The organism is Porifericola rhodea (assembly GCF_030506305.1).
Lineage (GTDB): Bacteria > Bacteroidota > Bacteroidia > Cytophagales > Cyclobacteriaceae > Catalinimonas > Catalinimonas rhodea.
On record NZ_CP119421.1, the window covers coordinates 2,962,455 to 2,988,998 of the forward strand.

The 26,544-nt window shown below is 42.9% G+C and carries 21 protein-coding genes; 7 read left to right on the forward strand and 14 right to left on the reverse strand.

The window, feature by feature from the left end; all coding sequences use genetic code 11:
• Positions 1 to 5: 5 nt before the first annotated feature.
• The 3 genes from PZB74_RS12065 to PZB74_RS12075 all read right to left on the reverse strand — a co-directional run bounded on the left by PZB74_RS12065 (position 6) and on the right by PZB74_RS12075 (position 6,421).
• Complete coding sequence (locus PZB74_RS12065) at positions 6 to 1,646, reverse strand: gamma-glutamyltransferase family protein (RefSeq protein WP_302236298.1); 1,641 nt, start codon at positions 1,644 to 1,646, stop codon at positions 6 to 8.
• Positions 1,647 to 1,746: 100 nt separating this feature from the next.
• Positions 1,747 to 3,192 carry a DUF1501 domain-containing protein gene (locus PZB74_RS12070; RefSeq protein WP_302236300.1) on the reverse strand — a complete coding sequence of 482 codons (1,446 nt, stop codon included), beginning with the start codon at positions 3,190 to 3,192 and terminating at the stop codon, positions 1,747 to 1,749.
• Between the two features lie 7 nt (positions 3,193 to 3,199).
• Positions 3,200 to 6,421 (reverse strand): DUF1553 domain-containing protein, encoded by a 3,222-nt coding sequence (locus tag PZB74_RS12075; RefSeq protein ID WP_302236302.1) that lies wholly within the window; start codon positions 6,419 to 6,421, stop codon positions 3,200 to 3,202.
• Positions 6,422 to 6,628: 207 nt separating this feature from the next.
• Here PZB74_RS12075 and PZB74_RS12080 point away from each other — a divergent pair, with 207 nt between their 5' ends.
• Both PZB74_RS12080 and PZB74_RS12085 read left to right on the forward strand, forming a co-directional pair.
• Positions 6,629 to 7,216, forward strand: a complete 588-nt coding sequence (locus tag PZB74_RS12080; protein ID WP_302236305.1) for a gluconate 2-dehydrogenase subunit 3 family protein — start codon at positions 6,629 to 6,631, stop codon at positions 7,214 to 7,216.
• 2 nt (positions 7,217 to 7,218) lie between these two features.
• Entirely contained in the window at positions 7,219 to 8,931 is a 1,713-nt protein-coding gene (locus PZB74_RS12085; protein WP_302236306.1) for a GMC oxidoreductase, read from the forward strand.
• Positions 8,932 to 9,052: 121 nt separating this feature from the next.
• Here PZB74_RS12085 and PZB74_RS12090 read toward each other — a convergent pair whose 3' ends face one another.
• A complete protein-coding gene (locus tag PZB74_RS12090) occupies positions 9,053 to 9,628 on the reverse strand; it encodes a DUF4251 domain-containing protein (RefSeq protein ID WP_302236308.1) in 576 nt (191 codons plus the stop codon).
• A gap of 475 nt (positions 9,629 to 10,103) precedes the next feature.
• On the opposite strand from PZB74_RS12090, the gene PZB74_RS12095 reads away from it, so the two are divergent.
• Entirely contained in the window at positions 10,104 to 10,853 is a 750-nt protein-coding gene (locus tag PZB74_RS12095) for a LuxR C-terminal-related transcriptional regulator (protein ID WP_302236310.1), read from the forward strand.
• A 47-nt stretch (positions 10,854 to 10,900) separates the two neighbouring features.
• Here PZB74_RS12095 and PZB74_RS12100 read toward each other — a convergent pair whose 3' ends face one another.
• The 4 genes from PZB74_RS12100 to PZB74_RS12115 all read right to left on the reverse strand — a co-directional run bounded on the left by PZB74_RS12100 (position 10,901) and on the right by PZB74_RS12115 (position 17,162).
• Complete coding sequence (locus tag PZB74_RS12100; protein ID WP_302236312.1) at positions 10,901 to 13,978, reverse strand: efflux RND transporter permease subunit; 3,078 nt, start codon at positions 13,976 to 13,978, stop codon at positions 10,901 to 10,903.
• Between the two features lie 11 nt (positions 13,979 to 13,989).
• Entirely contained in the window at positions 13,990 to 15,054 is a 1,065-nt protein-coding gene (locus PZB74_RS12105) for an efflux RND transporter periplasmic adaptor subunit (RefSeq protein WP_302236313.1), read from the reverse strand.
• Between the two features lie 92 nt (positions 15,055 to 15,146).
• A complete protein-coding gene (locus tag PZB74_RS12110) occupies positions 15,147 to 16,493 on the reverse strand; it encodes a TolC family protein (RefSeq protein ID WP_302236316.1) in 1,347 nt (448 codons plus the stop codon).
• Between the two features lie 54 nt (positions 16,494 to 16,547).
• Positions 16,548 to 17,162 (reverse strand): TetR/AcrR family transcriptional regulator, encoded by a 615-nt coding sequence (locus tag PZB74_RS12115; protein WP_302236317.1) that lies wholly within the window; start codon positions 17,160 to 17,162, stop codon positions 16,548 to 16,550.
• Between the two features lie 185 nt (positions 17,163 to 17,347).
• Here PZB74_RS12115 and PZB74_RS12120 point away from each other — a divergent pair, with 185 nt between their 5' ends.
• The gene (locus PZB74_RS12120; RefSeq protein ID WP_302236318.1) at positions 17,348 to 18,106 is read left to right on the forward strand and encodes an MBL fold metallo-hydrolase; all 759 of its coding nucleotides are present in this window, start codon (positions 17,348 to 17,350) and stop codon (positions 18,104 to 18,106) included.
• A gap of 100 nt (positions 18,107 to 18,206) precedes the next feature.
• Here the strand turns inward: PZB74_RS12120 and PZB74_RS12125 are convergent, their stop codons facing one another.
• Positions 18,207 to 18,590 (reverse strand): DoxX family protein, encoded by a 384-nt coding sequence (locus PZB74_RS12125; RefSeq protein WP_302236320.1) that lies wholly within the window; start codon positions 18,588 to 18,590, stop codon positions 18,207 to 18,209.
• A gap of 178 nt (positions 18,591 to 18,768) precedes the next feature.
• On the opposite strand from PZB74_RS12125, the gene PZB74_RS12130 reads away from it, so the two are divergent.
• Positions 18,769 to 19,251, forward strand: coding sequence for a hypothetical protein (locus PZB74_RS12130; RefSeq protein ID WP_302236322.1), 483 nt, complete (start codon positions 18,769 to 18,771; stop codon positions 19,249 to 19,251).
• A gap of 46 nt (positions 19,252 to 19,297) precedes the next feature.
• Here PZB74_RS12130 and PZB74_RS12135 read toward each other — a convergent pair whose 3' ends face one another.
• The 4 genes from PZB74_RS12135 to PZB74_RS12150 form a co-directional block, all read right to left on the reverse strand.
• The gene (locus tag PZB74_RS12135; protein ID WP_302236324.1) at positions 19,298 to 19,918 is read right to left on the reverse strand and encodes a hypothetical protein; all 621 of its coding nucleotides are present in this window, start codon (positions 19,916 to 19,918) and stop codon (positions 19,298 to 19,300) included.
• Positions 19,909 to 20,259 (reverse strand): PadR family transcriptional regulator, encoded by a 351-nt coding sequence (locus PZB74_RS12140; RefSeq protein WP_302236326.1) that lies wholly within the window; start codon positions 20,257 to 20,259, stop codon positions 19,909 to 19,911. The genes PZB74_RS12135 and PZB74_RS12140 overlap by 10 nt, the downstream gene beginning before the upstream one ends.
• A 277-nt stretch (positions 20,260 to 20,536) precedes the next feature.
• Complete coding sequence (locus PZB74_RS12145) at positions 20,537 to 21,238, reverse strand: LytR/AlgR family response regulator transcription factor (RefSeq protein WP_302236328.1); 702 nt, start codon at positions 21,236 to 21,238, stop codon at positions 20,537 to 20,539.
• Positions 21,219 to 22,265, reverse strand: coding sequence for a sensor histidine kinase (locus PZB74_RS12150; RefSeq protein ID WP_302236329.1), 1,047 nt, complete (start codon positions 22,263 to 22,265; stop codon positions 21,219 to 21,221). The genes PZB74_RS12145 and PZB74_RS12150 overlap by 20 nt, the downstream gene beginning before the upstream one ends.
• A gap of 211 nt (positions 22,266 to 22,476) precedes the next feature.
• On the opposite strand from PZB74_RS12150, the gene PZB74_RS12155 reads away from it, so the two are divergent.
• Both PZB74_RS12155 and proB read left to right on the forward strand, forming a co-directional pair.
• The gene (locus tag PZB74_RS12155; RefSeq protein ID WP_302236332.1) at positions 22,477 to 24,849 is read left to right on the forward strand and encodes a TonB-dependent receptor; all 2,373 of its coding nucleotides are present in this window, start codon (positions 22,477 to 22,479) and stop codon (positions 24,847 to 24,849) included.
• Between the two features lie 161 nt (positions 24,850 to 25,010).
• Entirely contained in the window at positions 25,011 to 26,084 is a 1,074-nt protein-coding gene (gene proB, locus PZB74_RS12160) for a glutamate 5-kinase (protein ID WP_302236335.1), read from the forward strand.
• Between the two features lie 3 nt (positions 26,085 to 26,087).
• Here proB and PZB74_RS12165 read toward each other — a convergent pair whose 3' ends face one another.
• Positions 26,088 to 26,435, reverse strand: a complete 348-nt coding sequence (locus PZB74_RS12165) for a hypothetical protein (protein ID WP_302236337.1) — start codon at positions 26,433 to 26,435, stop codon at positions 26,088 to 26,090.
• Positions 26,436 to 26,544 lie beyond the last annotated feature (109 nt).

Genomic DNA, 26,544 nt, shown 5'->3' on the forward strand with positions numbered 1-26,544 from the left:
ATATATTATAGGCCAGCTGCAGTACCTTCCCAGTCTGGGTCAGCAGCGCCAATAAACTGACCGCTTTCTGCCTCATACATGACGGCATGAACTCTGCCGAATTTAGCGACTTCAGGTACTTCATGAAGCAGGTAGCCTTTTGCCAGCAGGGCTTCAAGTACTTCATCTTGCCAGCCTTCACCCTGGTGCGTTTCTACCAGTACACTGTCTGCATCATCAGGATGCACGCGGGGAGCTGCTAATGCGTCTGCTAAGTTCAGTTTCTGATCAATTATACGGCTGGTTACCGAGCTTACAGCCGAAACAATTTTAGAGCCTCCGGCAGCTCCCAGCGCCATATAAGGCTTATTGTTTTTTGTAATGATGATAGGTGATATGTGAGAAGCGGCACGCTCTCCGGGTTCAAAATCACCTAAGTATCCGCCCAGAGTTACCGCATACAAAAAGCCTAAACCCGGACTAGCTACCTTAGAACCCATGTTTGGTCCTAAAGATTGTGTTAGGGCAATCATCATACCGCTGCTATCAGCTACGCTTAAGTGAGTTGTATGCCCCTCTTCAGCAAGCCAGCTGTCTGGCACTTTGTCAGGCTGAAGCTTGCTTATTGTAGCTTCGCTCAAAATCTCCTGGGCAGCCTGTCGGGCGTAGGCTTTAGAGATCAGGATAGGAATGGAGTCCGCACTCTGCTTTTTTCTGTCCTGATAAGCTCTCTCAATAGCCAGATACATAGCAGTAGCCCACTCCACTTCGTTGTTGTTGTCAACTTCCAGTTGCTCTAGTATGTTCAGAATTTCTAAAGTAATGGCGCCATAAGAAGGCATAGATAGCGCATACAGATCATGCCCCTGATAACTGCTTTTTAACACATCAGCGTCACGAGCTTCGTATTTAGACAGATCGTCCAGGTTCAGCACCCCTCCATTTGCCTGTATGTCGGCAATTATCCTTTGGGCAATGCTACCCTGATAAAATGCCTGCTCACCTTGTTCTGCAATGGCCTCCAAAGTGCTGGCCAAATCCTGCTGTATCAGTAGTTCGCCAGCCTCGTAGGTGCTGCTATCATTTTTCAGATAATACCTACGGCTTCCTTCAAATTCGTGTAGCTGATCTATAGCCAGCGCATGACGGGTGGATTCACCGGGTAAGAGCTTGAAACCTTCACGTGCATAATGTATAGCCGGCTCCATCACCTTAATTAAAGGAAGTACACCATACTCTCTTTGCAGCTTGCAAAGACCAGCTACTACGCCCGGTATTCCAATGGCAGGATAGCCGTATTTGCCTTCAGGAGCAGTTTCAGCATCGTAAGATAGTGGAGCCTGAGTAGTAGCGTCTACACCACGAACCTCTCCACTTGGCAGGTGTACAATCGCCTGTAACCTTCCTCCCAGTCCGCTCATGCTTGGCTCTACTACTGAAAGGGTAAATGCAGTGGCCACTGCTGCGTCTACGGCATTGCCACCCCTTTCCAGCATATGAAGGCCGGCACCTGTAGCCAAGGGGTGTGCGCTGGAAACCATAGCATGTGCCGCCTGTGCAGATTGGCTCTGGGTGCTATCCAGACTGCTGTATTCAGATACAGTCTCCTGCTCGCTACTACAGGCCAGTATAGCAAACAGAAGGGCTAAGGCTAATAACTTATTCATAAGGTTAGAGCTGAGGTGAAACCTCTAAAGTACCCTATGTCAGCTGTAAATGCCAGTTTTTAGCCTTTTAATCAGGATAAGTGCATGCCTATCAGTTTGTCTAACTTAAAATTCCTTTAACTACTTCGCCATGCACATCAGTAAGGCGGAAGCGGCGCCCCTGGTATTTATAAGTCAGGCGCTCATGATCTATGCCTAAAAGGTGTAGTAATGTTGCCTGAAAATCATGCACATGCACAGGGTTTTGTACAACATTATAGCTAAACTCATCAGTCTGACCGTACACGATTCCGGGTTTCACTCCCGCCCCTGCCATCCACATACTGAAACAGCCCGGATGGTGATCGCGTCCGTAATTTCCTTTGGTCAGGCGCCCCTGGGAGAAGCTGGTTCGGCCAAACTCTCCGCCCCAAACTACCAGGGTATCTTCCAGCAATCCTCTCTGTTTAAGGTCCATAATAAGGGCAGCAGTGGCCTGATCGGTATCTTTGGCTTGTCGGCTAATACCCCCAGGCAGGTTACCGTGCTGGTCCCAGCCCATGTGGTACAGCTGAATAAAGTTGACATTTTTTTCTGCCAGCTTACGGGCAAGCAGGCAATTGGCTGCATAAGTACCAGGTTTGCGAGCGTCTTCACCATATAGTTTATAGATATACTCTGGCTCATTGGAGAGGTCTACCGCATCAGGCACTGAACTTTGCATCCTGAAAGCCATTTCGTACTGCTGTATTTTAGAGTCAATTTCTGGGTCGCCGCTTATTTCCTGCTGTATACGGTTCATCTCGTTGATGTAGTCCAGTGCGCGCCTACGGTCATGCTGGTGTATGCCATAAGGATTGTTGAGGTAGAGCACGGGGTCTTTACCCGATCTAAACTGTACCCCCTGATGGTGGGATGGCAGAAAACCATTTCCCCAGGCAGAAGAGCTGAGAGGCTGGGCACCTCCACCTTTAGAGACCAGCACTACAAAGTTAGGAAGGTTCTGATTGCTACTGCCCAGTCCATAGCTCATCCAGGAGCCAATAGAAGGACGGCCACTTTGTTGTGAACCGGTTTGTACGAACATTACTGCGGGTTCGTGATTAATCGCATCGGTATATACTGAGCGTATGATACAAAGCTCATCTACAATTTTAGATGTATAAGGCATTAATTCGCTCACCCAGGCCCCTGACTGCCCATACTGCTTAAAGTCAAAAATAGACTGCACCAGAGGAAAAGTAGACTGATTGGCCACCATGCCAGAATTACGCTGTGTCCCCCTCACTGAGTCGGGTATCTCTTTGCCATGCCACTTTTTAAGTGCCGGTTTATAATCAAAAGTCTCAATCTGCGAAGGACCTCCGCTCTGGAAGAGGTAAATGACCCGTTTAGCTTTTGCGGGGAAATGCCCCTGACCTACTATTCCTCCATTACGCGGTGCTACCAAACTTTTTCCGATAGAAGGGAAAGGATTAATTAAAGAAGAGAGGGCTATGGAGCCAAAACCTAAAGAAGCTTTGCTCAAAAACTGCCTTCTGCTTTGGTTAGATGTATCTTTTTTCATGTTATGTCTATTTTCGGGTGTAGGCCTCGTGGGTGTTCATAATACTATTGGTAACTACTGCCAGAGCAGCCAACTTCTCGCTGGGTTCACTTTTCAACTCTTGCTCTCCGATACTTAAAAAATTATTTAAGTCCTGAGGGCTTCGTGAGAATTTCTGATACTCGTCCTGATAGTGTGCCTGCATCAGCTCCAGTTCTTTGGCTTGTGGCTTACGACCAGTCAGCAAGCGAAAGGCAGAATGAAGTGCGGCTTCCACACTTTCTTCTTGCTGTAAAACATTCTCTGCCAGTACACGAGCAGCTTCTATATACTGAGGGTCGTTGAGGAGTACCAAAGCCTGTAAAGGAGTGCTGGTAGTGGTACGACGAACCGTACACTCTCCCCTCTGCGGCATATCAAAAATGAGCATAGAAGGAGGAGGAGAAGTACGTTTCCAGATGGTGTATATGCTTCGTCGGTACAATCCTTCTCCATTTTCCTGTAGGTAAGGGTAGCGCCACGATTTATTGCTCAGCTCGTCCCATAGCCCTTCCGGTTGATAGGGGTATACACTTTTACCGCCGACTTTATTTACCAGCAAGCCACTAATGGCCAGCGCATTGTCACGAATCATTTCTGCCGGTAATCTAAAGCGGGGTGCCCGGGCCAGATATAAGTTTTCGGGGTCCTGCTCCAGTAGCTCCGGAGTTAACTTAGAGCTTTGGCGATAAGTAGCAGAAGTCACAATTAGTGTATGAAGCGCTTTTAGATCCCAGTTGTGCTCTCTTAGCCATACCGACAGATAGTCCAAAAGCTCTGGGTGGGTTGGTAGTGCCCCCTGGTTTCCTAAGTCGTCGGAGGTGCTAACCAGCCCTTTGCCAAAATGAAGCTGCCACATGCGGTTGACAATAACTCTGGCAGTAAGAGGATTATCTTCGGCAAACATCCATTGAGCCAAACCCAGACGGTTGGGCGGCAGGCTGTCAGGAAAGCTCAATATACTGGCAGGTGTAGCTGGTATTACTTCTTTGCCTGCTTGGTTATAGTTGCCTCTTTCCAGAAGATAGGTAGTACGGGCTTCATCTAAATCCCCCATCACCATAATTTCTGGTATGGTATTCATCAGCTGATTGAGCGTGTCTCGTAAGGCGGTAAGCTTTTTCTGCTCAGATGGGTCCTGGTATCGCTGAAAGTAATATTCTTTCAGTAGAGAAGCATTTTGCGCTTGTTTGAGTAGTTCCAGACTCTCTTCTGGCCCGGTGAGGTAGCTTACTTCCAGAGGGCTGAGGTTTGTATTAAAAATTCTGATCTCATCCAGCCCGCCGTTTTTCATAGGAGTAATTTTATCCCGGCTACCCAGATGAAACCCCCGAAAGCCATAAGTATGTATATCAGGCTCATAAAGTATGCCTTTGTACAGATTGTCTGCCTGTACGTTCAGTGCGAGGGGGTTGCCATTAAGGTAAATTTTTACACCTTCGGCACGACTGGATCCATCATAGCTTATGGTTACTCTGCTCCATGCTTTTGCCGGCAAGGCCTGTTCGCTGACTAACTCAATAGCGTTTTGAGGCCAGGAGTGCGCGATAATAAATTGCAATTTATTTTCTCTCAGGTACAGAGAATACCCTTTTAGGCCAAGCCTGAGGTCTTCGCAGTGGGTAAATACGCCTGCTTCTTCGTAAACAGTATCAGTATACACCCAGAGGTCTACCGAAAAAGGCTGAGTACGCTCATACCAACCCACTTTGTCTCCCAGCACTAAAGAGTTGTAGTCGCTCACAAAAAAGGCTTTACCCTTAACCCCATCTTTAATGATTGCCTCTTTTAGGGTTGCGGCTTGGCCCCGATTTAGCAGGTTAGGAGAGTGAGCAGTACCTTTTTCTTTTTCTTCAAAATGGTCTAGCGGGTAATAGGCTGTAAGAGCTCGTAGCAGACTGCTTTCAAGTTCTTTTTTGAGGTTTGGAGTGGAAGCCAGCCAATGCTCAAAATCTTCGTCTGACTTTGACTGCTCAATTTTAGCTTCCTGTTTTTGAATAAAAGTAGTTAGATCGGCAATCTGCTGATCCGTTTTTTCTTCGCTAAGAAGTAGAGCAGGGCCCGGAGTCTGGTCGGGGCCATATACAGGGCTACCCGTTTCGTGGGTGCTGTTGAAGAAGGCAAACATACTAAAGTAGTCCTCCTGAGAAACGGGGTCGTACTTATGGTCATGGCAGCGGGCACATTCAAGTGAAAGACCTAAAAATGCTTTTCCGAGGGTATTGGTGCGGTCAGCAACATATTCCACTCTATACTCTTCAAAAACAATTCCTGCTTCTGAGTTTTTCTTATGCAAGCGGTTAAAGGCAGTAGGTAAAATTTCCTCTTTTCCGGCATCGGGCAACAGGTCTCCGGCCAATTGTAAGGTGGCAAAGCGATCATAAGGCATGTTCTGATTGAATGCCTCAATCAGCCAGTCGCGCCAGGGGGAGAAATCGCGATGCTTATCGTCCAGGTAACCATCGCTATCCGCATAGCGGGCAACATCCAGCCAATGCGCTGCCATACGCTCCCCGTAAGCAGGAGAGGCTAGCATTTTTTCTACCAGCTTCTCATAAGCTCGTGGAGATTTGTCAGCTACAAAATGATCAATTTCTTCCAGTGAGGGAGGTAGCCCTCTCAGGTCAAAGCTCAGGCGACGGATCAATGTTTCACGATCTGCCTCAGGAGAAGGAGACAACCCTTCGGATTGCATTTGTTTGTATACAAAATGGTCAATCTCATTAGCTACCCAACTCTTGTCTGCCTTTGGGGGTGTTGTTTTTTGAGGAGGAACAAATGCCCAGTGGGGCTCGTAGTTTGCTCCTTGTTCTATCCAGCGTAGCAGTATAGCTTTTTCTTCAGTGCTAAGTTGAAGGTTAGACTCCGGAGGGGGCATTTGTAACTCAGGATCATCACTCAGTATGCGATGATAAATTTCACTGTCAGCAAGCTCACCATCTACAATGGCATATTTACCCTTATTTTCTTTGAGCTCAGCTTTAGCTTCTTCTGCAAGGTCTAGTCGGAGTTCAGCTCCACGATTTTTTTCATCTGGCCCGTGGCACGCAAAACAACGGTCAGAAAGTATAGGCTTTACATGAAAGTTGTAACTTACCTTATCAGGGATGCGGGCTTCAGCTTCCAGAATCTCTTCGGGCTTATCTACCTGACAAGCAGAAATAGCACCAACAAAAAATGCAGAAAGCAAGGTTTTGCAGCTTATGTTCATAAAAAATCCGGTAGTTGTATTAGTATCATTAAATTAAGACATAATAGCCGTAACTGGAAGAGATGTTGCGAGTAATTCATGACTCTAATTGACTTTAACACAAAAGGTATCGGTTGCATTTTGTGAGAAAAGCACCATTTTATGGGAATATTGTCATTATTTATAACGATCTTGAAAGTTGATTTAAAAACTAAATACACTCAATCTATGGATAGAAGAACAGCCCTTAAGAGGGCGGCGCTATTCGCCGGAGGTATTGCCCTGATACCGTCCTGTAATTTCAGCCCCGAACGGGAAGCCGTAGCACTGGATAATTTGCAGATAGACCTGAAGCATCAGGATTTACTGGCTACAATTCTGGAAACCATTATACCCGCCGGAAAGCAGGGCGAAAAGAGTGACGAGCCTCAGGAGCCGGGCGCGGAAGCTTTAAATTTATATCGTTTTGTACTGGTTATGGTAGACGACTGCGAACCCCCAGAGGTGCAGCAGATATTTACCAGTGGCTTGAGGCATATCAGTCAGTTTGCGAAAGAGAAGTTACAGATGGAAGTTGAGCAAGGAGAGCAGGCACAAAACGAAAAGCTTATCACCAGTCTGCTCAACATGGAAGTAAATGAAGAGGCTACTGACAAAACTCTGGAAGATATACAGGCTTTTCTTAATCTAAGTAAGCGCTATGCAATACAGGGTTTTATGGCTTCTGAATACGTGATGACTGAAAAATTTCCTTACAAATTGGTGCCCGGTACATTTCAGACCTGTGTATCAACAGATGGTTTAACGGTAATGTAATTATGGCAAATCTGAATATAGACAGCGAAAAGAATAGAACCTACGATGCTATTGTCATCGGATCAGGAATAAGTGGTGGATGGGCTGCCAAAGAGCTTACGGAAAAAGGCCTGAAGACTCTGGTTTTAGAAAGAGGGAGAGATGTAAAACATGTGAAGGATTATCCTACTACCAATATGCTGCCCTGGGAACTGGAGCATAGAGGTAAGGTAAGCCATAAGTTATTAGAAGAGAACCCAGTAGCCGGAAAGTGTTATGCCTTTAGAGAAGATACGCAGCACTTTTTTACCAGAGATAAGGAGCAGCCCTATGTGCAGGATAAGCCTTTTGACTGGATAAGAGGCTATCAGGTAGGGGGTAAGTCATTACTTTGGGCCCGACATACCCAGCGGTGGAGCGATTTTGACTTTGAAGGTCCTGCTCGTGATGGCTTTGCAGTAGACTGGCCTATACGCTATCAAGACATTGCCCCCTGGTATAGTCATGTGGAGAAGTTTAGTGGTATTTCTGGCAACAAAGATGGTTTGCCCAATTTGCCCGATGGTGAGTTTTTGCCTCCTATGGAGCTTAACTGTGTAGAAAAATATTTTAAAGAAAAGGTAGAGAAGCAGTACAAAGGACGTAATGTTATTATCGCTCGTTGCGCACACCTCTCCAAACCTCAGCAGATACATCTGGAACAGGGCAGGAGCCAGTGTATGAACAGGAATTTGTGCCAGCGAGGTTGTCCTTTTGGCGGATATTTTAGTAGTAATTCCTCTACTTTACCCTGGGCAGCCAATACTGGAAACTTAAGCCTGAGACCCAATTCAGTAGTACATTCCATAATTTACGATGAGCAAAAAGAGAGGGCCAGCGGTGTGCGAGTGCTGGATGCTGAAAGCAAAGAGATGATGGAGTTTTACGCGCCAGTGGTCTTTGTCAATGCAAGTGCGCTAAATACTAATCTGATATTGCTTAATTCCACATCTAACCGCTTTCCGCAAGGGCTGGGTAATGATAACGGACTTCTAGGTAAGTATATAGCTTTCCATAACTACAGGGCCAAAATCTCTGGCGAGTATGATGGCTTTTTAGATAGCACTACTGTAGGGCGGCGACCTACATCAGGCTATATCCCCCGCTTTAGAAATGTGCACAAACAAGAAACAGATTTTCTGAGAGGTTATGCTTCGGGCTTTAGTGCAAGCCGTAGAGTAGTCCGTTCCTATGATGGTATTGGGCATGAACTTAAAGAAAATATGCTTACACCTGAATGGGGCTTGTGGCGAGTAGGCTCTCATATGATGGGAGAAACCATTCCTAAAGAAAGCAATTATTTAAGCCTGGACAACGAGAACCAAGACCCTTATGGTATACCTCAGCTTAAAGTAAGTGTAGACTATGACGATAATGATGAGAAGATGATTCAGGATTTCTTTGAGCAACTTACAGAGATGTATACACAGGCAGGTTTTACTAATATTAAAACCAGAGATACACATCAGGCTCCCGGATTAGACATACACGAAATGGGAGGTGTACGCATGGGGCACGACCCTAAGACTTCTCTCTTGGATAAGTGGAACCGACTGCATGCCTGCAAAAATGTGTTTGTGACTGATGGTGCCTGTATGACTTCTACCAGTACTCAAAACCCATCACTTACTTATATGGCATTAGCCGCCCGTGCCGTAGACTTTGCGGTAAAGGAAAAGAAAAAGCTTAACATATAAGCAGTTGAATTAGATATTGAACAAAATGAGGCCGTATCAATTGATACGGCCTTTGTATTTAGGAGCTTATTTGCATCAGTAAAGATGCAACAGTAAGCTGTTAGCTTTACATTCCGGTACCTTAACCGAAGATACTCATACCCTCATAAATTACAGAATTGTCCAGACTGTTGACCTGTCCGGAAAAGGTAATGCGGTTGCCCCAGCTATCTCTAAAGGTTGCCTGCGCGTTTCCATTACCAGAAATAGTCATATTAAGAGTTCCATGTCCAAGGGCTGTGGTATTGAGCTGCGCGTTAATTCTCAGTGGTTTACCCTTCTTACCCTCAGTAACTTCGTAGTCTACCAGCTTGCCGTTTAATGTAATACCGCCCAGACCGTTGTAGCCAAAATATCCGGGTGCCGCTGTTTGTAAAACTACCCTATCCCCATCTAAGAGGATGAAGCTGTTAGATACCATATTATAACGGTTCATGTATCTATCGTAAAGCGCATCTGCTTCCAGCACGAAGGCCTGCTCATTAGCCAGTTCAAGAGCTACAGTTTTCCCTTCTTCTATCGCTTGCTCGCGCTGGCGCTTTTTCTCTAGCCGCTCCTGTTTTCTGGCTTCTCGCTTTTCTGCTTTTGATTGTGCATCGGCACTGCTGATAAAAGTAAAAAGTGCCAAAGCAAAAGTTAAAATATATGTAGGTTTCATTTGAATTCTATTTAAATGATACACCAACATAACGTACATATATGAAAGAAAATTCATATTTAAGGATGATAATGTTGATATTTACATATAGTAATATAAATAAAAATTGCGCTTCAAATGTCAGGTTTCTTCTTACCCATAAGTATTTGCTAACAAACTTTATATGTTTTTTTCTGAGAGTAATTTTGGCGTGAGATGCTCTTATGCGTTCAAAAAATAGTGTACAAGAGCCGCACAATACCCACAAGTGGTGAGCATTGTGTTTTTCTCCCCAACAAGGGTATTTTTCCCCTTAATTACTAATTTGTCCTTTTTGGTAATATATTTCTTGGGTTTTTAAGTTGAAATTGGTATATTGTATTAATTGAAAATTTAATTGTATTTTATTGTTAAGCGCATCTGAAAAAAGCAAACAGACCCTATAGGTAACCCTACTATTATTTACTGCCTAATTGTCAAAGTTTCACTATCAACTATGCCTCAGATGACCTCTTTTTGCACACTTCAAAAATACTGGGAGCAGCAGGATTTTGTATGCTCCGAGAACATTCCACAACCCCATTGGAAGCCCAGCCCCGGGGGGATAGGGGATAGCTATAGCTATATTTATGATCATGTGAGCTCATGCTACGCTCGTCTAGATCAGGCTGTGCACAAAATTCTGGGCTACTACCCGGAAGAAGTAAACCGCGAAGGCTTGAGTTTTATGGATAAAAAGATTCATCCTGAAGACCATGAGCCAGTAATGGACTTGCTGCAACGTGTATGGCAAATGATACTGGACCAGCCACCTGCTTACCGGAAAGAGTACAATATGAGTATTGACTATCGGTTGCAGCATGCTAATGGTAAGTTTGTGCATCTGATACAACAGAACAGTATACTCACAACTGATAGCATAGGTAATATTGTGTACAGCTCTGGAGTGTGTTATGATATTTCTCACTGGCAAAAGAAAACACCGCCCACTCTAAGTCTTTATCATAACGCTAATCTGATTACTCGCTGGAGGGCAAAACCTTCTCCGGTAGCGAGTACTATCAGCCGCAGAGAAAAGGAAGTAGTACGGGAGGTTTGTAAAGGTAAAACCTCTATACAAATAGCTGACGAGCTACATATCAGTAAGCATACAGTAGATACACACCGTAAAACGATCATGCGCAAATTGGGCATTAAAGGTACGCCTGCGTTAGTACAGTTTGCCCATCAGTATGAACTTATCTGATGGGTGTAGCAAAGCCCCCTATCATCATGTATAGAGGGCTTTGTCTTTTAAATACTGGTTAGTTTTTTTTCTGTTTCCGCTACTACAATGCTGCTTTTGCGGGTGAACCAGCGGTACAGTAATGGCACAATTAACAGCGTTAAAAATGTACTGGAAATCATTCCTCCAATAATGGTCCAACCTAAAGGTGACCATAAGCTGGTATTAGACAATGTTAGAGGGAGTAGCCCTAAAATAGTGGTAGTTGTTGTAAGCAAGATGGGCGTAAATCGAGTTTCAGCTGCTTCTTTTACGGCCTCTATTACACTCTTACCTTCTCTTACCATCTGATTGCTATAGTCTACCAGTATAATTGAATTGTTTACTACTATACCTACTAAACTGATAAAACCGACAAAAGCAAAAAAGGAGAAAGACCATCCACTAAGGTAAAGAGCTACAAAAGAACCTGTAATGGCTAGAGGTATCGCGGAAAAAATGATTAGAGGCTGCACTAAGGAGCGGAACTGCAAAACCAGTACTGCAAATATGCCTACCATAGCTAGTATAAGTAGAGCTCCCAGATCACCAAAAGTCTCCTGTTGGGCTTCGTACTCTCCGGCTACATAATAGCTATAACCTTCTGGAAAGGAAATTTGCTCCAGTTTTTCTATCAGCCGAAGCGTGACTTCAGTAGTTTTATCAGGGTTTACCACATTGGAAGTTACGGCTATGCTTCGCTGGAAATCATAGTGCTGTATCAGTTTGGGGGCTGACTTATAAGTTACCGTAGCCACTTGCTTTAACGGTACCTGTGCGTTGGATTGTGTGCTAATATACAACTGTTCAAGGTTTTCTATACCGCTGTGCTCACCTACGGGCATGCGCAATACCAGAGGGTATTCTTCTCCATCGTCCAGTGTAAGCTTATCTACGGTAAGTCCTGCTAAGCTGGCCCGTATACCTAAATCTATGTCTGCAAGCGGTAGGTTCAGCATTGCCGCCTTATCTCTATTGATGTCAATTTTTAGGTTAGTTTTGTTAAGCGCCAGAGGGTTTTTTACATTCAAGGTGCCCTCAGTGTTGGTAATAGCTTCTTCTACCAGAAAAGAAAGTCGCTTTAGGGTATCGCTATGGTTGCCAATAATTTTAATCTCAATAGGAGCTTCAAAGGGAGGACCGTTTTTAAGTTCGCTAAAAGTGATTTCGGCAGCCGGGAAGTGTGTAAAGGCCTTCCGAAATTCTGCCAGGGTCTGATAAAACTTTTCAGCGTCCCAATGGGTGAAGTTAACCAGTAACTGTCCATGATTTTTCTTATACTCTTCTCCCACCCGATTGTAGTATATAGTAGGGTTGCCATGCCCCGCATTGGTTACATAATCTTTAACTAGCGCTGTAGTATCCAGAACAGAGGCTACAAACTGAACAGCCCTATCAGTTTCTTCCACATTGCTACCTTCAGGAGTTTCTACTTCAATCAGGAGTAATGCTTTGTCTGCGGTAGGAAAAAAGCTAACACCAATCTGAGGAAAGAGCATAAGGCTACCAAAAAATATTATAAGGGCGATAGTCAAGGTAAGCCATGGTCTGCGCAGTGCGACATTAAGAGTGGGTCGGTACAGCCGATGAATGACCTTTTCCAAAACTGCTTCAATCCATCTTTTTTTGTGCACGGTAGGTTTAAGAAATAGACCTGCCGCAATGGGACTGAAGCTTAGTGCCAGTATCAGTGAAAAGCAAAGCACTAAAATTACCGTAATGGGTAGCGAACGTAGAAATTCTCCGGCTCCGCTATTGAGTAAAGCTAATGGGCCAAAAGCCAGAAGGGTAGTAATGGTAGAGCTTATTATTGCGCTGCTTACCTCCTGTGTACCTAGCATTGCGGCCTCTTTTACGGTATAGCCTCTCTTAATATAGCGTACGATGTTTTCTAATACCACAATGCCATTATCTACCAGTAAACCCAGTGCGATAACCAAAGCAGCAATAGAGATTTGCTGTAGTGCGAAACCAGTTTGCTGAAGGCTACCAATTGCCAGAAGTATGGAAAGCGGAATTACCAGTACTATAATAATAGAGGAGCGAAATCCTAAAAACAGTAGTATAATCGCACCTACCAAAAATACACCTTGCAGGAGATTAGAAAAGAAATCCTGTATACGTGCCTGCACTGCAGGAGCTTGTTCAAACACACTATATAGTTGGACACTCTCAGGTAAAGAGCTACGAAATTCATCGGCTGTTAGCTGTATTTCTTCTGCCAGATGGATAAGATTTACATCATCTTTTTGGGTAAGGGTAATATAGATACACTTATCACCCATGTAGCTGGCCTTCCATCGTAGATCTTCATATGCAAAGTCTACCTCGGCAATATCTTTGAGGTAGACAAGATGCGCCTGATTGCTACCTACAACGGTCTGCTTTAGTTCTTCCAGAGAACGATATGTGCCGGATGACTTGATAGTAAATGATCTGTTACCAGCATTTACATCTCCGCCGGGGAGTAAATAGTTGTTTCCCTGAAGTACACCTATCAGCTGCTTCAACGAAATATGCTGCTGCGCCATACGCTGATAGTCTAAGGAGATTCTTATCTCTTCCTGAGGTGCAGCGTGTACTTCTGCTGCGTTGACTCCTGAAATGCGTTCCAGCTTCATTTCTAATACCTCTGCCAGATCGTTCAGTTCATTGTAAGGTAACTTAGGAGAGACCAGCGCAAACTGCTGAATGCTAACCCTTTTGTTGGGTGAATATTGCAAAATATCCAGACTGTGCAGATCATCAGGTAGCTCTGTGCTGGCAGCGTTTATTTCTCTTACAATTTCGTCATACTTCTCGTCTGTATCTATACCAAATTCACCATCTACCTGAATGATAGCTAAACCGTCTTCTATGCGGGTGTTTACTTGGTCAATCTCATCAACCTCTTCCAGCGCATCTTCCAGTGGGTTTACAATCAGCTCTTCCATATCTTCTGGTCCGGTACCCGGATAGACAGCAATAATGGTATAGACTGGAAAATCTGGCTTGGGATCTTCCGAACGAGGCATATTGAGTAGGGCATAGCTACCAATAAGAATGCCTATGACTATAAGAACAAATACAAAACGATAATTACGTATGGCTAACTTTGGGATATTCATAAAGCTAAATATTAACGGCTGGCTAAAATCTGAATGCTATCCTGATCTTTAAGGTAGGCGGCACCCTCGGTTACTACATAGTCAAAAGCTGGGGGCAGAGAGGCGGAAATGGTAAAAAAGTCATTGCCGATGTGCTGGGGTGTTACTTTTACCTTTTGTACCTGTTTGCTTTTATGGTTTGCTACAAAAATTGAAGCCTCATCTTTATGGCCTTCTACCAAAGCCTGCATAGAAATCTGGTAGTAGGGCTCCTGACTGGCAGGGTAGAGTTTGACTTTGCCTATAAAGCCTGATCTTAATGCTAAGGAAGTGGCGTCCAGGGTTAGTTCAACTTCAAATGTGCCGGAACGTGGATCAGAAGCCGCTGCCATTTCCGTTACTCTTGCATTAAAATGCTGCTGCGGGTAAGCATCAAAGTATACATGGGCGGTATCTTGTAGTTGCAAACGTACTATTTCTCGGTCGCTAACTCCAATACGCATTACCATAGCCTCAGTACTATTATTTCCTAGCTGAATTACCGGAGTACCTGGGCTAAGCAATTCTCCTTCTTCTGTAAATGTACGAAGCACTATGCCAGCAGCAGGAGCCTTGACAAGTGCATATTCCTGATTAAAATGTGCAATGTCCAGATCTGCTTTGGCAAGTTCGTACGCGGTGGTCTGATTTTGTAGCTGCTCCAGTGTTGCCACCTTTTCATCATACAGGTTTTGTGCCCTCTCAAGGTCTCGTTTAGCTTTTTTATAGGCATTCTCAGCCTGTGCTACCTGTGCGTTTATTTCAGTAGGCTTAAGGCTTGCCAGCAACTGTCCTTTGCGTACCCTTTGTCCTTCTTTTACGTGCATTTTGTCAATTATGCCACCTATCTTGAAAGATAGCTGTGTTTCTTTTGAAGAGGCTAGCTTACCACTGGAAACTATAGGAATAGCTTTCTGATGAACTTCTAGTTTTTGCAGCCTTACTGGCCGTGGTCCTGGCTTAGAGGCCTGATCGGTGTTGGTGCTATAATCTGGTTTACAGGCTGATAGTATTGCGATACCCAAAACTATAGTAATTAATTTTTGTGTATTTTTCATAGGTGATGTTCGCTTGATGATTATTGTATGGATAGTGTTAAGAAAATTTGGGAAGATGTGTAATCGTAGGCATGGGCTGTTAGTTTGAGCTTTTAGAGTTGCGCGGCCCATTCCAGCATAGCTTCAGCCTTGTACCATTGGTAGCGGGCTATGACTAGCTCCAACTGAGCATTAGTATAGCGGTTACGGCTTTCAAGTAGCTCTAACAGTAAAGCCTGCTGTAGCTTGTACTTGGTCTGGGTAATCTCAAAGCTCTTTTCAGCGCTTTTTACCGCTCTTAGTTTTGCCGTATAGCTTGCTTGTGCCGTCCTGAATTGGTGATATGCATGGCTAACCTGTAGCTGAATCTGACTCTCTATCTGTGCAATCTGTTGTTGTGCAGACTGCAATTGTAGCTGAGCTTCCTGCTTAGCGCTATTGATTTTGCCTCCGCTGAAAATGGGTACTGATAAATTGAACTGAGCGAGCACATAGTCCTGATTTTCATCAAAGGAGTAGCCAAAACCCTGGTACCCACTCAATATGCCTAACGAAAGTTGAGGGAGCTTTTTATTTTTTTGCAATTGAAGTAGTGCCTCTGTAGTCAGTAGCCCTTTTTCTGCCTGCTTAAGTTCATAGCGATTGGCTAAAGCACTCTGTTGCAGTTCTTCCAGTATCTTTGGGAGCAGAGGGAGGTCATACAGGTTTTTATCTACAATTATTTCTGCTTCCAGCTCTTTATTAAGCAAAAAGTTAAAATAGTTTTTGGCTGCCTGCGATTGCTGTAGAGCCGTCTGGCTTTGGGCAAAGAGGTTTTGCAGTTCGTATTCTGCTTCATAAATCACCTCTTCGGTAGCTTTATCATTTTTGACCAGAACCCGATTTACCCTTAGTAATTCTTTAAGTAAAAGTTCGGTAGAATCGTAGACGGATATCAGTTCCAGGCTTTGTAAATAATCGTAATAGGCAGATTTAATCTCTTTAATAAGCTGCTGACGATAAGCATCGTGTTGAGCCTGTTGTACTTTTACCATTTTTTGCCGTGCGCGGTAGCCGTAATAGATATCAGTATTGAGCAGCGGCTGGCGTAAAGAGAGGCGCGTATCATGAAAATTGTTGGGCAAAAACTGTTCGTTAACATTTTCCAGGTCAGTAGGATAGTTTTGACTGTCTGTTATTTGGTTGAGTGTTGCATGTATAGGGTTAAATAAGTCTCCTACCGGAAAGTTAATAGTACGACCTCCGCTGGCAGCAGTATAGGAGGCTTCAAATGAAAGTTGAGGTAAAAAGTTTGCTTTTGCTTGCTGCAAAACTTCTATACTCTTTTTTAGAGAGAGTTCTTCCTGCTGTAGTGCCAGATTATTGGCAACTCCCTCCTCTACATACTGCTGGAGCACATGCTGGGCCATAGAGAGGTGTAATGGAAGCCAAATGAGTAAAGATGTTATCACTATCTTCATAATAATGAATGGTATTAATTTAATGAACACTGTTTAGTAATAGGGTAAAAAAATTTAGTTTTGTGTCAGGAGAATGGAATTAAAGAGTTCTAAAGCATCTGTTACCATTTTTTCTCTTCTGTCTTTAGAGTACATTTTTAATCGTTGCCTGATTTTTAGAGATACAAGACCATGAACAGTGGACCAGATCCAGTAAGTAGTAGTCTCAAGGTCTTTACCCTTAAAATAGCCTTGCTGCTGGCAATCTGATACTAACCTAAGCAGAAAATCGTAGCTGTTTTCTCCTTCATGCCATTTATCTTTGGTTGTTTCCGTTTCCATAGGAGCCTTCATAATAAACATCAGATCATAGTAACCTGGGTTTTCCATAGCAAACCTGATGTAAACATGCCCCAATGCCAGCAACCTTTCTATAGGAGTAGGCTGGTCCATTACACCCTGAAAATACTGATAGAAAAGTTTAAACCCCTCTTTACTGATAGCCAGAAAAAGCTCATTCTTATCTTTAAAATGTAAGTATATCGTACCTGGGCTATATTCTATGGCGTCTGCTATATTACGTATACTTGTCTTTTCAAAACCCTGTGCTACAAATAGTTCTGCAGCAGTGTGTAGTATCAGGTCTCTGAGTTTTTGCTTATTTCTATCTTTTCTTTCTTGAACCCCCATAACGGACTTATTTATGAATAACGTAAATTTACTGAACAGTGTTTAGTTAAATTGATTATTTTTTGTGGATTAATTTATTTTCAAAGTTTTGATTTTTAGATATCTTTTGATCAACAATTTGAAATTATTACATGTTAAGTATGAGCCTAAACTAATGCACATACATTTTAATCACACTACCTGACATGAAAATTTTGAATACTATAATGCTGCTGCTGGCAATTTGTACTTTTGCTTATGCCCAGTCTGATAAGGTTGAAACTAAAAGAGGCGACTTAGAAATCCAGCCAGTGCTGCATAGTACTATGGTTATGAAGTGGAACGGAAAAACTATATATACTGACCCTTATGGCGGAGAAGAAAGTTTCGCTCAGTATGCCGCTCCAGATTTAGTGCTGATTACCGACATACACGGAGATCATTTAAACGTGGAAACATTGCAGGCTTTAAACCTGGAAAACTCAGAGCTGATAGCTCCTCAGGCAGTAATAGACCAGTTAGAAGGTAGTTCTGTAAAATTCAAAAAAATACACGCGCTTGCCAATGGAGAAGATACAGACTGGCAGGATATCAAAATAGAGGCTGTGCCGATGTATAACCTACCGGAAACAGAGGATTCACGTCACCCCAAAGGCAGAGGAAATGGCTATATATTAGAAGTAGGTGGTAAAAGAGTCTATATCTCAGGTGATACCGAAGACATACCCGAGATGCGTAATCTGAAAGATATTGATGTAGCCTTTGTTTGTATGAACTTACCCTATACCATGGATATTAATCAGGCAGCAGATGCGGTATTGGCCTTTAAGCCTGCTATTGTGTACCCTTTTCATTTTCGGGGCGGAGGTGGTAAGTTTAGTGATGTAGAGTCCTTTAAAAAAATGGTAAATGCAAAGAATGATCAGATAGAAGTGCGCTTAAGAAAATGGTATCCCGCTAACTAATTGCTTATAAGAATCAAGAGATCAGCTGCTTTTTTACCGCATTATATAGAAGGACTGCTCATTTATTAGCAGTCCTTTTTCTTGAAGCTAATTTTACAATTTATGCTCTTGCTTTAGCTAAGGCTTTTTCTGGCATTGCTTTTCTCTCAGTAAAGTATGTGATTAAGAAGAGAAAAAAGGCTATAAAAGCCCCAGTTTGTTGCCCATCAGAAACATTTAGATGCGCAGAAGCAGCCAGTACTATGTTAAAGAAAAAGCCAGCGTAAGCCCACTCTTTAAGTACTACCGACTTTTTTGTCCAGATGGCAATTAACCCTAAAATCTTTGCTACTGCCAGAGGGTAAATAATGTAGGTAGGAAATCCCAAATCCTGGAAAAAGCCGCTGACGGTCTCATAATTAGCAAAATAGTTAAATGCCGAAAATAACATTAACAAGCTAAACAAGCTTAGCGCGATAAAATAAGTAATTCGTATAGACTTCATAGATTCAATTTTTAGTAGTTTACGTCTATACTTATGTTGTAGTTACAACAATTGTATAAAAAATCAATTATAAAGCCTGCTGTGTTAGATAGTACGGATAATTCTAAGCGTATAAAAGTATTGCTGCATGCTCGCCTACCGATTATTTGTTAACTTTGCCGCTCAAAATAATAAGATAATGAGCGAAGAAAAGGCATATATTGTACAATACGTAGGTTTTCAGACGGCTCTGGATGAAGATACTTTTTTACAAAGCTGGACCCCATTTGCCAGTAGCATTAAATCGGCAGGTATGCTGCATATTGATGTTTATTCCCTGAAAGACAAAGAGATTTTAACCTATATTGCCCGTAATGTATGGCCGGCAGAAGCTTTTCTCAAAAACTTTCCTACTGGAGTTCCAGGGGCGGCGCGTACTCAGGATGTCAATGTATTACAGTTTGGTGGCTATTGGCTCAAGCCGGATGATATTGAAAAGCCGGAAAGCATGACTCTGTTTTTTCAAAAAGAAGCTGCGGAGAGCGAAGATGGTACAGTGCGAGCGCGTGTGACTGAAAAAGTACCTTTCAGGCAGATGATAATGCGGCTGCAAAACGAGCAGGAAGTACAGTCTACAAACGAACAATTAGTCTTTGACTGTAAACACATAAAGAGCTTATAAAGCTCTTTTTTTTATGAACTACAATAAGTTTTGTCTCTGATAGTGCTTACTCAACAGCCTCTTCTAGCGAGGATTTATATAAACCTAGAAAGAGAAAAGGAAGAAAGGCAAAGGCAAATAAAAGCACGCCTATGGCTAAAATTATGCCAGCTCCCATAAGGTGCAAAAGCTTGAAGACTACACCTAAGCCTGCCAGAAACGCACTGGAAAAACCAAAAATGAGCTTTAGCTTTTCAGTGAGTATGCGGTTGGTATTTAGTTTGTAACGGTCATAGGCCAGCATAGGAACAAAAACTAATACCAGCGCCACAAATCCATAACTAAAGAGTTTGTTACCACCGGGCAAATGCAGTAAAGCCATGAGCCAGCCCAAAGCAACAGATATAGAAGAAAGAAGACCAATGCTGTACATTAACTTTTTCATACGGCTTATTTTAGAGAGGTTTATAAGAAATATTGTTTGTTGTTGTATGTTTAGCGCCCCCTGAGGAGTTACCTGCCTGATAGCCTGCGCAAAAGCTGACTCAAAGCTCATGCCTTGCACCATTTTATCTTCCACTACACAGCAAAGGTGATCGTGCAGATCGTTTTTCAGGCTTTCTAGCTCTACGCCTTCATTATCCAGGTAGTTACTGATTTTATCTGTCTGAAATTCACTTAGTTGCATATGCTGCGGGAGTTAAACTGTGGAAAAACAATTTGCTGTATCGTTTTAATAAAGTCCTGTAACTCCGCAAACTGGGCTTCCTTCTGCACTTGACCAGCCTGAGTTAGTTTATAGTATTTGCGTACCCGTTTGCCAATATATACTTGCTCTACTTCTACCAGACCTTCATTCAGCAGTTTGTGCAGGGTAGGGTAAAGCGAACCTTCTTTAATAAGAAGTTTACCATCGGATACTTCTTTTACTTTCTGGGTAATCTCATAACCATACATTTTTTCCTGCTCGGCGAGTAGTTTTAAAATGATGGTACTAAGCGTGCCTTTTATGAGTTCGGTAGCATTCATAAACGAATATACATAGTTTTGCAATACATCACAAATCTATGTATACAAAAATTGTATGACAGCTATTAAATAAGAAAAGCCCTACCAAAGGGTAAGGCTTTTACTAAAACAACTATATGAGAATTTCATTGAATATATTTAGTTCAATGAATTCCTGCATGCAAAATATGATCTGGGCGTCAGACCAAAAAGTAGTATCTACGAATGGTATAATAAGTTAGATAAACAGCTGTTTAAATACCATAATTTGCAATCGGATACATTGGGTAAACAGCATCTAATGGTCTACAAAGCGTTTACGAAAGCTGTCTTTGTAGGCTCTGCCAACCGGTAGCACCGTTTTATTATTGAGGTATACCTGATTGCCTACAATTTTGTCAATACGGGAGGCATTAATTATAAAAGATTTATGTATCCTCACAAACTGATGCTGATCTAACTTTTCTTCCCAATAGCGTAGCGATTCCGACGAAAGCAACTTTTTCTCTTTAAGGTAGATCTCTGTATAGTCAGCATCAGAGTGGATATATACGATATCCTGTATGAGTATGCGAACATGCTCATGACCAGATTTAATGAACAGCTCTGTTTCTTTGGTCTTGTCAATCTGGCTTACACTTGCAGATAGGTTTAAGCGAGTCTGTACTTTGTTGACTGCCTTTACAAAACGCTGGAAAGAGAAAGGTTTTAGCAGATAGTCTACTACATCCAGTTCGTAGCTTTCCAGCGCGTAGTCGGAGTAAGCCGTAGTAAGCACTACTTTAGGCGGGTCAGGCATGGTTTTAAGAAAATCTATACCTGAAATTTTAGGGAGGTGAATATCCAGAAAGATCAGGTCAATCTGCTTCTGTTGCAGGTACTCCATTGCCTGTAAAGCATCAGAAAAAGTAGCACAAAGTGTAAGGGTGCGCATGTCTTCTATAAACTTTTTCAGAATACGCTGGGCTGGTGGCTGGTCTTCAATAATGATGCAGTTCATAACTAACAGTTTTTTTCAGTCGCATAGATAAATTTACCTCGTACATGCTTTCGCTTTGTTCAATCTGCAAATCATGCGCAGCAGGGTAAAGCAGTTCCAGACGTTTTTTTACGTTTTCCAGCCCAATACCTTTAGCCGTTTGCTGGTCGCCGGTATCAGTCTCATAATTATTTTTACAATGAAACCGCAACTCGCCATCATCGCTCAGGCTAATATTAACCTCAATAAAAATGTTGCTGGACTGGCTGGACTGGCTGTGTTTAAAGGCATTCTCAATAAAAACTATCAGTATTAAAGGAGCGATGAGGTAGTTGGATTGTATGTTATAGGTGTTAAAGTAAACCTCTCCTCTCTCCTCAATCTGTAGTTCGCTAAGTTGGGTAAAATTTTGTAGATGCTCTATCTCTTTGGTCAGCGATACATATTTTTCGCGACACTCATACAGCATATAACGCAGCACCGAACTCAACTCCAGAATTATAGCAGGGGTTTTGGGTGAGTTTTCTATGGCGTAAGCATACAGGTTATTTAAGTTATTAAACAAAAAGTGAGGGTTGATTTGAGACTTTAAAAATTGTAGCTCACTTTCCTTAATCATGGCTTTGAGCTCGTCAAGTTCGCGTTGCTTCGTTAGAGCATCCCAGGCAAACTTAAAACCCGATAGAATGACGATAAAAGGAAGTACCTGCCCCAGGCTAAAAACAACACCAGGAAAGCCAACGCCTCTTGAGTCAGGAAAATATATTTTCTCCAGAAAAAACTCCTCTATTACAATTACACCTGCTACTACCACCAAAGTGAAGCCAAAAAAGTACAGGTATTTCTTTTTGTAGAAAAATAGAGGAAGCAATAGGTAACTGATGATAGCATTAGCGGCAGTATAATTAAGAAAAAATACCAGCTGATGAGATTGCAGCCTGAAAGAAGAGTGGGGCTCCTCGTTATCAAACACGTAAAAGCTGAAGACCAGAGCATGTAGCAGCAACTGGAATATAAGTTCTTTAGATGAGATTAGTGCCGTTTTCACTTTTTGTACCATCGTACTAAGATACTATATAAGTAAAGTTGATAAAAATTAAAGAGACCAACGACAGTTTTCGCTTGACCAACGCCTAATACCAGTCTTTAATCGGTTTTGCTGTCGTTTAGCCGATTAGTTGTGCTGTTCAAAGAACTTATTTTTCTGTAATGCAAAAGAGGGCTAACTTGGGGTAACCGAATAACAAAGCTAGTTAGTAATGAAAACCTCCTCTTTATTTGTATTAGTATTAATCTTATCAGGTCAGCTTGCTTTAGCACAGAGCCCGCTTACAATTAGCGGAAAAGTGCTAGACCGTGCCAGCCAGCAGCCTTTGGAGTACGCTACCGTAAAGCTGGTAGACGCGCAGACCGCAGAACTTATATCTGGAACCACAACAGATGCCAACGGTATGTTTTCTTTGGAAACAACTCATAAAAACTTTACAATAGAAGTTGGATTTATTGGCTTTGTCAGTCGTACACTCACAGATTTTGACATTTCCAGCGGGCAGCTGAAGCTAGGGGCAATTAGCCTGGAAGAAGATACTGAAACTCTGGACGAAGTAGTAGTGCAGGGTGAGAAATCGCAGACCGTTTTTAAGCTGGATAAAAGAGTATTTAATGTTGGGCAAGATTTGAGCAGCACCGGTGCCAGTGCTTTGGAAGTTCTCAATAATGTACCTTCAGTTACTGTTAATATTGAAGGGCAGATACGCCTGCGCGGTAGTGCGGGTGTACAAATTTTAATTAACGGAAAGCCTTCTGTACTGGCAAGCGAGCAGGGGAATGCGTTAGGTACACTTACCGCCGACATGATTGAGAGCATTGAAGTAATTACCAACCCTTCTGCCAAATACGATGCTGAAGGTACGTCTGGTATCATCAATATTGTGCTCAAAAAAGAAGAAAAGAAAGGGCTAAACGGCTCAGTAACGCTTAACACCGGAGTTCCTAATAACCATAGCCTTGGCCTTAGTGTAAACAAGCGCACCAATAAGTTCAACCTGTTTAGTCAATTGGGCGTAGGGCATCGTACCTTCCCTCGTGAATATAAGACAATAAACCGCGACCTTACAGATAATACGGCCATCAGTAGTATCGGGGATAGCGATAAAAATGAAACCTTCTTCAATATTATTTTGGGTACCGATTACCATATTAACGCCCAGAATGTTCTTTCACTTACCGGTCATTTTGCCTACGAGATTGAAAGTGAGTATGCCGATACCGAATTTAGTGAGCGAGATGCCGACAATAGTTTAATCTCTCAGTGGAACAGAAATGAAGTAACGGAAGCTACCAACCCCAAGTGGCAGTATGAGCTGCAATACAAAAAAGACTTTACCGACCACGAAGACCATACGCTACTCTTTAGCGCACTAGGTAGCTATTTTGGTAAAGACCAATCTTCTGAGTTTGAGAACACGCCCTTCTTTGGCGAAACCAATTTGAGTGAGCAGCAACAAACCCGTACTGATTTTAAAGAAGGAGAATATACATTTAAACTGGACTATACTCACCCCTTTGGGGAGCAAATTACCTGGGAAGCTGGTTCTCAGTACGTAATTACGGATGTTACCAACGATTACGCTGTAAGCGACTGGGCCGATAATCGTTGGGAACTAAACCCCGATCTAACCAATGTTTTTGACTATATGCAGAAAGTGCTGGGTGTATACAGTACAGCTGCTTATGAAGGTGATAAGTTTGGCGTAAAGCTGGGACTAAGGGTAGAAAATACCGACCTGCAAACAGAGCTGGTAAATACAGAGCAGGAAAACAATCGTCAGTTTACAGACTTTTTCCCGACTCTGCATTCTTCTTACAAAGTGCTGGAAAACTTCTCGTTGCAGGCAGGCTACTCGAGACGTATCTCCAGGCCCAGGCTTTGGGATCTTAATCCCTTCTTTAATATCCGTAACAACTACAGCATACGAACTGGTAACCCAGAGCTAATGCCAGAATATACTGACTCTTATGAAGTTACTGGTATTTATGATCAGGAGGCTTTCTCTTTAAACGCGGCGGTTTACTATCGCTACACTAGTGATGTAGTTGAAGATGTCTCTACTTTTGAAGATAATGTGAGTATTTCCATGCCAATGAATATTGGTATCAATAAGGCTACAGGGCTTGAGTTTAACGCCAAGTATTACCCTACCGACTGGTGGACGCTGAATGGTGATTTTAACTATAATTACTTCCAGCGCGAAGGAGAGTTTGAGACCACCACTTTTGATTTTAATGCCGACCAGTGGTCAGCCAGAATGACTACCAAATTTAAACTACCTGCCGATTTTGACTTTGAAGTAACAGGTAATTATCGCTCCAGCTACCAAACCTTCCAGCAGGAAGTCTCAGATTATATGTTTGTGGATTTAGGAGTGCGCAAAAAAATAATGAAGGGAAAAACCATTGTTAACCTGAGCGTGAGAGATGTATTTGCCAGCCGTATCTCGGAGTCAGAAACTATTCAGCCGGAGTTTTACCTATACGACTACCGCTTGCAGGGACGCTTTATTACGCTAGGGGTAAGCTACGGATTTGGCAAGGGAGAAGCGATGGAATTTAGCGGGCAAAAACGTTTTTAGACCTTTGACATAACTGCTAGGCACAAGTAATTAAGACTTGGAGATGAGTAGATTTAATTTAAAAGAGTCGGAACAGCTTGTTCCGGCTTTTTTTGCTTATACCAGACATTTGCCAAAAACAGATTCTTTTTACCTTTGCCCATTCACAATCTACTACGGCCTTGGGTAAGCAAAAGATAGTCATAAAAATAGGTTCTAACGTCCTCACTAAAAACAGTGGGGAAGTCAACGAAGAGTTACTGCGTTCTTTCTGTGCGCAATTGGCCCATTTAAGTAAGCAGGGGTTTAGTCCGCTACTGGTTTCTTCTGGTGCTGTGGCTGCTGGAAGAGGCCGCTTCCGTATGGAGAAAAAAACAGATACTGTAACCCAAAGGCAATTGCTTGCTGCGGTGGGGCAGACTCATCTGCTCAATATTTATAATCGTCTGCTCATGGAGCATAACATGAGTTGTGCGCAGGTGTTGGTAACCAAAGAGGACTTTCGTGACCGCCGGCATTACCTGAATATGCGAAACTGTCTGGAGGGTATGCTGCATCATGGGGTTTTGCCTATCATTAATGAGAATGATGTAGTCTCTGTTACGGAGCTGATGTTTACAGATAATGATGAGCTTGCCGGACTGGTAGCGGCTATGGTAGACGCTCAGCGCCTGCTCATCCTTACCAATGTGGAAGGTATTTATGATCGTAACCCTAAAGATCCGGAAGCCAGGCTTTTAAAAGAGGTAGACCAGCATACCGATCTGAGGGCGATGGTAACGGCAGAGAAGTCAGACTTTGGAAGAGGAGGAATGCTCACCAAAGCTAATATGGCACAAAAACTGGCAGATATGGGTATCAGCGTTAGTATTGCAGGAGGCCATACCGAGAGGGTGATTGAGCGTAGCGCTCAGGGAGAGGCGCTGGGTACCCGCTTTGTCCCCGAGCGTAAAGCTACCGGTCTCAAACGATGGATAGGACATGCCTCAGCTTATACAAATGGTGAAGTGTATGTAAATGCCGGAGCTAAAAAAGCACTACTGAACTCCCACCAGGCTACCAGCCTGCTGCCAATTGGAATTATTCGTATAGAAGGCAATTTTGAGCGGAACGACATTGTTCAGCTCAAAGATGAGGAGGGGCATAGCTTTGGTTTGGGTAAAGTGCAGTACGGAGCTAAGCGTGCCAAAGAGCTGATAGGTTCGCAGGGGCAGAAGCCTCTGGTTCACTATGATTACCTATACATTTTTCCATAAAAATTAATTCTTCTTTTTAAGCCGAAGTTGAAGTTCAGGGTCAATCATGTTGGGCATCTTGTCTTTCGGCTGGTATGGTTTGGAGGGTAGGAGAGGGTTAAGCAAGATATCCTCATCCTCACGATATTGCTGGTAATCTTTGGTGGGCATTATGCTTTCAATGCTGGGCTTCCAGACTCTGAGGTGGTAGCCATTTTTGCCATCCCAGCTAGGAGTGAAGCTATAGAGTGTGTCCTGGCTGAACTCAGGTAGCTCAAGCTTTGGCAATATTAAGGAATTCTTATCCTGCGCATTAGCCTGCGTGAGAACACAGCAGGCTATAATTGAAGTAAAAAATGCTAGAGCCTTCATAGCAGTAAGTTTAAAAATTACGCCTATGAATATACTTAATCTTCAGCATAACCGCTAGAGGAATATAAGTTCTTGTGGTGATTATCAATGTAAACGCTAAGTTGTTTAT